The organism is Corallococcus exercitus (assembly GCF_003611585.1).
GTDB lineage: Bacteria > Myxococcota > Myxococcia > Myxococcales > Myxococcaceae > Corallococcus > Corallococcus exercitus.
The window spans coordinates 1-6,649 of sequence record NZ_RAVW01000492.1 but is presented as its reverse complement, the minus strand read 5'-3'; the positions used below and the strand labels follow the sequence as shown (position 1 = coordinate 6,649).

At 69.0% G+C, this 6,649-nt stretch carries 6 protein-coding genes; all 6 read left to right on the top strand.

Features of this window, described 5'->3' with window-relative positions; translation table 11 throughout:
• Positions 1-61: 61 nt before the first annotated feature.
• Positions 62-1,531, top strand: a complete 1,470-nt coding sequence (locus tag D7W79_RS36720) for an MFS transporter (RefSeq protein WP_120529935.1) — start codon at positions 62-64, stop codon at positions 1,529-1,531.
• A gap of 100 nt (positions 1,532-1,631) precedes the next feature.
• Positions 1,632-3,227, top strand: a complete 1,596-nt coding sequence (locus tag D7W79_RS36715) for a hypothetical protein (RefSeq protein WP_120529934.1) — start codon at positions 1,632-1,634, stop codon at positions 3,225-3,227.
• Positions 3,228-3,272: 45 nt separating this feature from the next.
• The gene (locus tag D7W79_RS36710) at positions 3,273-4,040 is read left to right on the top strand and encodes an HAD family hydrolase (RefSeq protein ID WP_120529936.1); all 768 of its coding nucleotides are present in this window, start codon (positions 3,273-3,275) and stop codon (positions 4,038-4,040) included.
• A gap of 131 nt (positions 4,041-4,171) precedes the next feature.
• Entirely contained in the window at positions 4,172-5,299 is a 1,128-nt protein-coding gene (gene pdhA / locus D7W79_RS36705; protein ID WP_120529933.1) for a pyruvate dehydrogenase (acetyl-transferring) E1 component subunit alpha, read from the top strand.
• Between the two features lie 55 nt (positions 5,300-5,354).
• Entirely contained in the window at positions 5,355-6,341 is a 987-nt protein-coding gene (locus D7W79_RS36700; protein WP_014398167.1) for a pyruvate dehydrogenase complex E1 component subunit beta, read from the top strand.
• A 6-nt stretch (positions 6,342-6,347) separates the two neighbouring features.
• A partial coding sequence (locus D7W79_RS36695) for a biotin/lipoyl-containing protein (protein ID WP_338078843.1) occupies positions 6,348-6,649 on the top strand: 302 nt, incomplete at its 3' end.

Genomic DNA, 6,649 nt, shown 5'->3' with positions numbered 1-6,649 from the left:
TATAAGAGACAGGGGTAGGGTGGGGCCCCGTCCGTCTCCTCCTCCAGGCGAGGTTCGTCGCATGTCGTCGCTGCCCCCGTGGCTGGCCCAGCTGTTGCCCATCGTCATCCTGCTCGGGGCCATTGGCCTGGTGCTCTCGCGGCTCCCGAAGGTGGAGCTGGGGCACAGCGATGCGTTCCGCCGCCGCCGCTTCTTCAACTGGTTCCCGCTGGGCCTGACGTACGCGTTCCTCTACATGGGGCGCTACAACGTCAACGTGGCGACCAGCGCCATGGGCGCCCAGACGTCCAACGCGGACTTCGCCACCATCTTCTTCTGGGGGACGCTCACGTACGGCGTGGCCTTCCTCCTCAACGGCCCGCTGACGGACAAGCTGGGCGGCCGCTTCACCATCCTCCTGTCCGCGGGCGGAAGCGCGGCGGCGAACATCGCCATGGGCGGGCTGGTGTACGCGGTGCTGAAGAATGGCTGGGCCCCACCGGGCGGCGTGGTGGCGTGGCTCGCGTTCCTCTACAGCGTGAACATGTACTTCCAGAGCTTCGGCGCGGTCTCCATCGTCAAGGTGAACGCGTCGTGGTTCCACGTGCGGGAGCGCGGCCAGCTGGGCGGCGTGTTCGGCATCCTCATCTCGCTGGGCCTGTACTTCGCGTTCGACTGGTGCCGCTTCATCGCGGACGCGGCGCCGGTGTGGTGGGTGTTCTTCGTGCCCGCGGCGCTGCTCCTGGGCTTCCTGGTGCTGGACTTCTTCGTCATCCGCGACACGCCGTCCCAGACGGGCCACCCGGACTTCGACACGGCGGATGCGTCCAGCGGGGAGACAGGTCCGGCGCTCAGCGTGCCGCAGCTCTTCGGCAAGCTGCTCAGCAACCGCGTCATCCTCATCATCCTGGGCGTGGAGTTCTGCAGCGGCTTCCTGCGCAACGCGGTGATGCAGTGGTTCCCCAAGTACGCCAAGGCGGTGGGCGAGTCCGGCGGCTTCGTGGCCTCCAACTGGGGCATGCTGTCGTGCGTCGCGGGCATCCTGGGCGGCATGTTCGCGGGCGTCATCAGCGACCGCATCTTCGACTCGCGCCGGGGCCCCGTCTCCACGGTGCTCTACGCGGGCCTGCTCCTGGGCGCCGTGGGCGCGGTGTTCTTGCTGGGGACGGCCGGGGCCGGCTGGTCCGTGGTGTTCATGTCCCTGTGCGTCATCGGCGTGCACGGCATGCTGTCCGGCACGGCCACCATGGACTTCGGCGGCAAGAAGAACGCGGGCATCGTGGTGGGCATCATCGACGGCGCGGTCTACGCGGGCACCGCCATCCACGCGCTCATCTACGGGAAGATCCTGCCCACGGGCGACGCCATGAAGGACCCGGCCAACTGGAAGCCGTGGCCCGTGGCCATGCTGCCCCTGGCCGTCCTGGGGCTGGTGCTGGCGTCGCGGGTGTGGAACGCGAAGCCCCAGCCCAGGGCCGCGCCCCTGCCGGTGGGCGACGTCATCCCGGGCGCCGTGCCGGGCGCGTCGTCTCGTACGGGCACCAACGGTTGAGGCTCCACGGGAGCGCTCCGGGTGTGCCACCCCGGACGCTCCCCTGTACTTGGGTGGGGGTGGCTCCCGTGTGACAGGCCTGTGACATAGACTGGAGTTTGTGTCCCAGGCCCCCGAAGCGCTCCACAGCCGGTTCGACGTCCACGATCGCAAGCAGTTCGAGATCAAGCTCGAGTACCAGCCCACGGGCGCGGACGAGACGCGCTATCTGGTGGAGGCCTACCTCTTCCTGCCGTCGAGCCTGAACATCGACGCGGAGACGTACCCGCGCGCGGACTTCTACGCGGACATCCACAACTACGTGCGCTTCAAGACGCCGGTGATGGGGCTGGAGGAGCTCCTGTCGTCGGAGGGCTCGCCGCTGGTGAAGCTGGAGGCGTGGCAGCGCACGGGCCTGGCTCCGGAGGCGGACGTCGTCTACCAGGCGAAGCTCTTCTCGTGCGTGCTGCGCGGCGCGCTGCGCCGGTTCGCCACCACGGTGGAGACGCGCTGTGACGCCAAGACCGGCGAGGCGGGAAGGGTGGACCTGGAGTCGGTGGTGCGGCAGGCGGGAGAGTCCGTGCCCGTGGTGCTGGAGCGCTTCCGCGCGTGGCTGCGCGCCACCGGCGAGGCGAAGCTCCAGGAGAAGACGCGCGCGTCGCTGCGGCTGGTGGACGAGTACGTGAGCCTGCTGGTGGAGCAGTTCTTCCGCCGCGCGGTGGCGGACATGGACGCGCTGCCGCGCACGGGGCCGTGGCTGCCCCTGCGCAAGGGGCTGATGGAGGCGGTGCTGCGCGAGGAGTCCTACCGCAAGGAGCACCGGCTGCGCTCCGTGTTGAGCCCCACGGGGGACAACGAGGAGTACATGCAGCGGCTGGGCTTCCTGAAGAAGTTCTGCATGAACGTGCTCTTCCTGTCCTCGCGCCGGCGTCAGCGGCGGCAGGGCTGGGAGGAGGTGCTCTTCGCCATCGCGGCGGGCGTGGCCATGGCGTTCGCCACGTCGGTGGCGCTCTGGGCACAGGTCCGCTTCACCCAGGTGAGCCTCAACTTCTTCCTGGTGGCCGTGGTCGGCTACATGATGAAGGACCGCATCAAGGAAGGCCTGCGGCGCATGTTCAGCCGCGTGGCCGCCACGCACCTCTACGACCGCACCACGGACCTGGTGGACCCCGTCACGGCGCGCGCCATCGGCATCTGCGAGGAGCGCGTGGACTACGGCGCGGCGGTGAAGGTGCCGCAGGCGGTGTCGTCCTTGCGGCAGCACGACGACTTCCTCACCGTGTCGCAGGGGGAGCTGTCGGAGGCCGTCATCCGCTACCAGAAGCGCATCGTGCTGGACGCGCGCCTGCTGCCCCGCTCCGAGCGCGGCCTCACCGGCGTGACGGACATCCTGCGGCTGAACGTGGGGCGCTTCCTGCGCGACATGGACGAGCCGGAGTTCGCGCTGGAGTACGTGGACCTGGGGGACTTCTCCGTGGGCCATATTCGGGGCGCGAAGCGCTACCCGGTGGACCTGGTGTTCCGCTTCACGGTCATGGAGGCGGGCGTGCGCAAGGAGTCCGCGCAACTGGTGCGCCTGGTGCTGGACCGCAACGGCATCCAGCGCATGCAGAACTTCCTCCGGGCCCCGGACGCTCCGGCGACGGCGCCTGCGGGGGCCCAGGAGCCCGCGGGGTCGGAGCCCGTCCAGCCGGCCGCGCTGCGCGCACGCGCGTGATTTGATGGCCAGCCCCGCGCCGGGGACATGTATCTTCCGGCGTCCATGGCTTTTGAAGACCTCAAGCAACGCGTGCGGCCGGACTGGCGCGACACGCTGAAGGGCATCCTGGAGAAGGCCCGCTCGCTCGGCCCCCAGGCCGTCCTGGCGTTCGACCTGGATTCCACCCTCTTCGACAACCGCCCCCGCCAGGCGCGCATCCTCCGTGAGTACGGCGACGCCCGCTCGCTGGGCCTGCTCTCCGCGTGCGAGCCCCGCCACTGGGACACCGGCTGGGACATGCGCGCCGCCATGCGGGCGTGCGGCATGGCGGACGCGGAAGTGGAGCAGCGCTACGCGGACGCGCGCGCCTTCTGGCAGGAGCGCTTCTTCACCAGCGCCTACTGCGTCTCCGACGAGGCGATTGACGGGGCGGCGGCCTTCACCCAGGCGGTGGCCGACACGGGCGCGCAGGTCGTCTACCTCACCGGCCGCCATGAGGCGATGCGCGAGGGCACCGTCGCGTGCCTCGCGCGCTGCGGGATGGTGACGCCCCCGGGGCCGGAGGGGCGCGTGCACCTCGTCATGAAGCCCACGCTCGCGGAGAACGACGACGCGTTCAAGCGCGAGGCGCACGCGCGCCTGGGCCGCATGGGCACCGTGGTGGCGGCGTTCGACAATGAACCCACGCACGCCAATGACTACCGCCACCGCTTCCCGGAGGCGACGGTCATCCACCTGGCCACGGACCACTCGGGACGGGCCGTGGAACTGATGGATGGCATCGTGTCTGTTCCCCATTTCTCGATGGAGGACGTGACGCACCGCGCCTGAAAGAAAGGCGGGGTAGAGGACGTTTCTGAAAGGCTTTGGAAGTCCCTTGGCCGCGCGCTAAGAGGCGCACGGCGTTCGCCGCCCTTTCCCCCTCGGGTCCCCAGGGGCGGCCCAGACGGAGGCATGCCGCGGTGGCCAGCGCGTACTCGAAGGACCTGTTGTTGACGATGTACCGGAAGATGTACCTCCTGCGCCGCTTCGAGGAGCGGGCCGGCCAGCAGTACACGCTGGGGAAGATCGCCGGCTTCTGCCACCTCTACATCGGCCAGGAAGCCGTGGCGGTGGGCTGCAACGAGGCCATCCGTCCGGACGACTACATGCTGTCCGCCTACCGCGACCACGGCCAGCCGCTGGCCCGTGGCAGCGACGCCGGGATGATCATGGCGGAGCTGTTCGGCCGGGGCTCCGGCTACAGCAAGGGCAAGGGCGGCTCGATGCACATCTTCGACATCGAGCACCACTTCTACGGCGGCTACGGCATCGTCGGCGGGCAGATTCCGCTCGCGGCGGGCATGGCCTTCGCCAGCCGCTACCGCAACGAAGACCGCGTCACGGTGTGCTTCTTCGGCGACGCGGCCGCCAACCAGGGCGCCTTCCACGAAACCTTCAACATGGCGCAGAAGTGGAAGCTGCCGGTCATCTACATCTGCGAGAACAACCGCTACGGCATGGGCACGGCCATCGCGCGCACGTCCGCGGTGCCGGAGATCCACAAGCGCGCCTCCGCGTACGGCATGCGCGGTGAAGCGGTGGACGGCATGGACGTCCTCAAGATGTACGAGGCGGTGAAGGACGCCGCCGAGTACTGCCGCGCGGGCAAGGGCCCCGTGCTGATGGAGGCGAACACGTACCGCTTCCGCGGCCACTCGATGGCGGACCCGGCGAACTACCGCACCAAGCAGGAGGTGGAGGACGAGCGCAAGAACGACCCCATCCCGAAGCTGCGCGAGTTCGCGATGAAGCAGGGCTTCAAGCTCACCGACGCGGACTTCGAGGCCATCGAGGAGGAGGAGAAGCGCGCGGTGGACGCGGCGGTGAAGTTCGCCGACGAGTCGCCCGAGCCCAGCGTGGACGAGCTGTGGCGCGACACCATCGTGGAGCCGGGCGAGGAGGACGTGCGCCCGCGCGAGCGCGTGCTGGGCGTGAAGGTCACCAACTGGCCGAAGTACCCGTCGGGCCAGGAGCTGAAGGTGACGTGGGACCTGGAGCCCCGCGCCGAGGCCGAGCAGGCGGACAAGAAGGCGGGCCTGAGCCGCTAGCGCTCACGCCTCCCCCAAGCCACTACCCTTTCGAGATTCGAGTTCGGAGCCGACGATGCCCGAGTTGATGTATCGCGAAGCGTTGAACCAGGCGCTCGCCGAGGAGATGGAGCGCGACGCCAATGTGTTCCTCATTGGCGAGGAAGTGGGCCGCTACAACGGCGCGTTCAAGGTGTCCCAGGGCCTGCTGGACAAGTTCGGGAGCGCGCGCATCATCGACGCGCCCATCAGCGAGTTGGGCTTCACCGGCCTCTCCGTGGGCGCCGCCGCGGTGGGCCTGCGCCCCGTGGTGGAGATGATGACCTGGAACTTCGCCATCCTGGCGATGGACCAGATCGTCAACAACGCGGCCAAGCTGCGCCACATGAGCGGCGGCCAGCTGCGCTGCCCCATCGTGTTCCGCGGCCCGGGCGGCGCGGGCGGCCGGCTCTCCAGCCAGCACAGCCAGGCGCTGGAGGCCAACTACGCGCACTTCCCTGGCCTGAAGGTGATTGCCCCGGCGACCCCGGCGGACGCCAAGGGCATGCTCAAGAGCGCCATCCGGGACGAGAACCCGGTGGTCATGTTCGAGGGCGAGCGCCTCTACGCCATCAAGGGCGAGGTGCCGGAGGGCGAGCACATCGTCCCCCTGGGCAAGGCGGACGTGAAGCGTGAGGGCACGGACGTCACGCTCATCACCTGGAGCCGGATGTACTACTTCTGCATGGAGGCCGCGGAGGCCCTGGCGAAGGAAGGCATCAGCGTGGAGGTGCTGGACCTGCGCACCCTGCGCCCCCTGGACGAGGAGGCCATCCTCGCGAGCGTGCGCAAGACGAACCGCGCCGTCATCTGCGAGGAGGGCTGGGCGCTGGCCGGTGTCGGCGCGTCCGTGGTGGACCTCATCCAGTCCCAGGCGTTCGACGACCTGGACGCGCCCGTCGTGCGCGTCACCGGGTTGGATGTGAACATGTCCTATGCGGCGAACCTGGAGAACGCGACCCAACCGGACGCGCCCAAGATCATCGCCGCCATCAAGAAGGTGCTGTACCGCGAGGGAGCCTGAACGCGTATGGCGACGCCCATTCAGATGCCCAGCCTGTCCCCGACGATGAAGGAGGGGAAGATCGTCAAGTGGCTGAAGAAGGTGGGAGACAAAATCTCCTCCGGAGACGCCATCGCCGAGGTGGAGACGGACAAGTCCAACCTCGAGGTGGAAGCCTTCGACGACGGCTACCTCATCCAGATCGCCGTGCCCGAGGGCGAGGTCGCCACGGTGGGTTCGCCCATCGGCTACCTCGGCGCCAAGGGTGAGAAGGCCACGGGGAGCGCTCCCTCGGCCCCGGCCCCCCAGAAGACGGAGGCCCCGAAGGC

What these genes read in the sequence shown, in the direction of transcription:
- D7W79_RS36720 (WP_120529935.1), top strand. Translation starts at nt 62, where the DNA reads ATGTCGTCGCTGCCCCCGTGGCTGGCCCAGCTGTTGCCCATCGTCATC.
- D7W79_RS36710 (WP_120529936.1), top strand. Translation starts at nt 3,273, where the DNA reads ATGGCTTTTGAAGACCTCAAGCAACGCGTGCGGCCGGACTGGCGCGAC.
- D7W79_RS36700 (WP_014398167.1), top strand. Translation starts at nt 5,355, where the DNA reads ATGCCCGAGTTGATGTATCGCGAAGCGTTGAACCAGGCGCTCGCCGAG.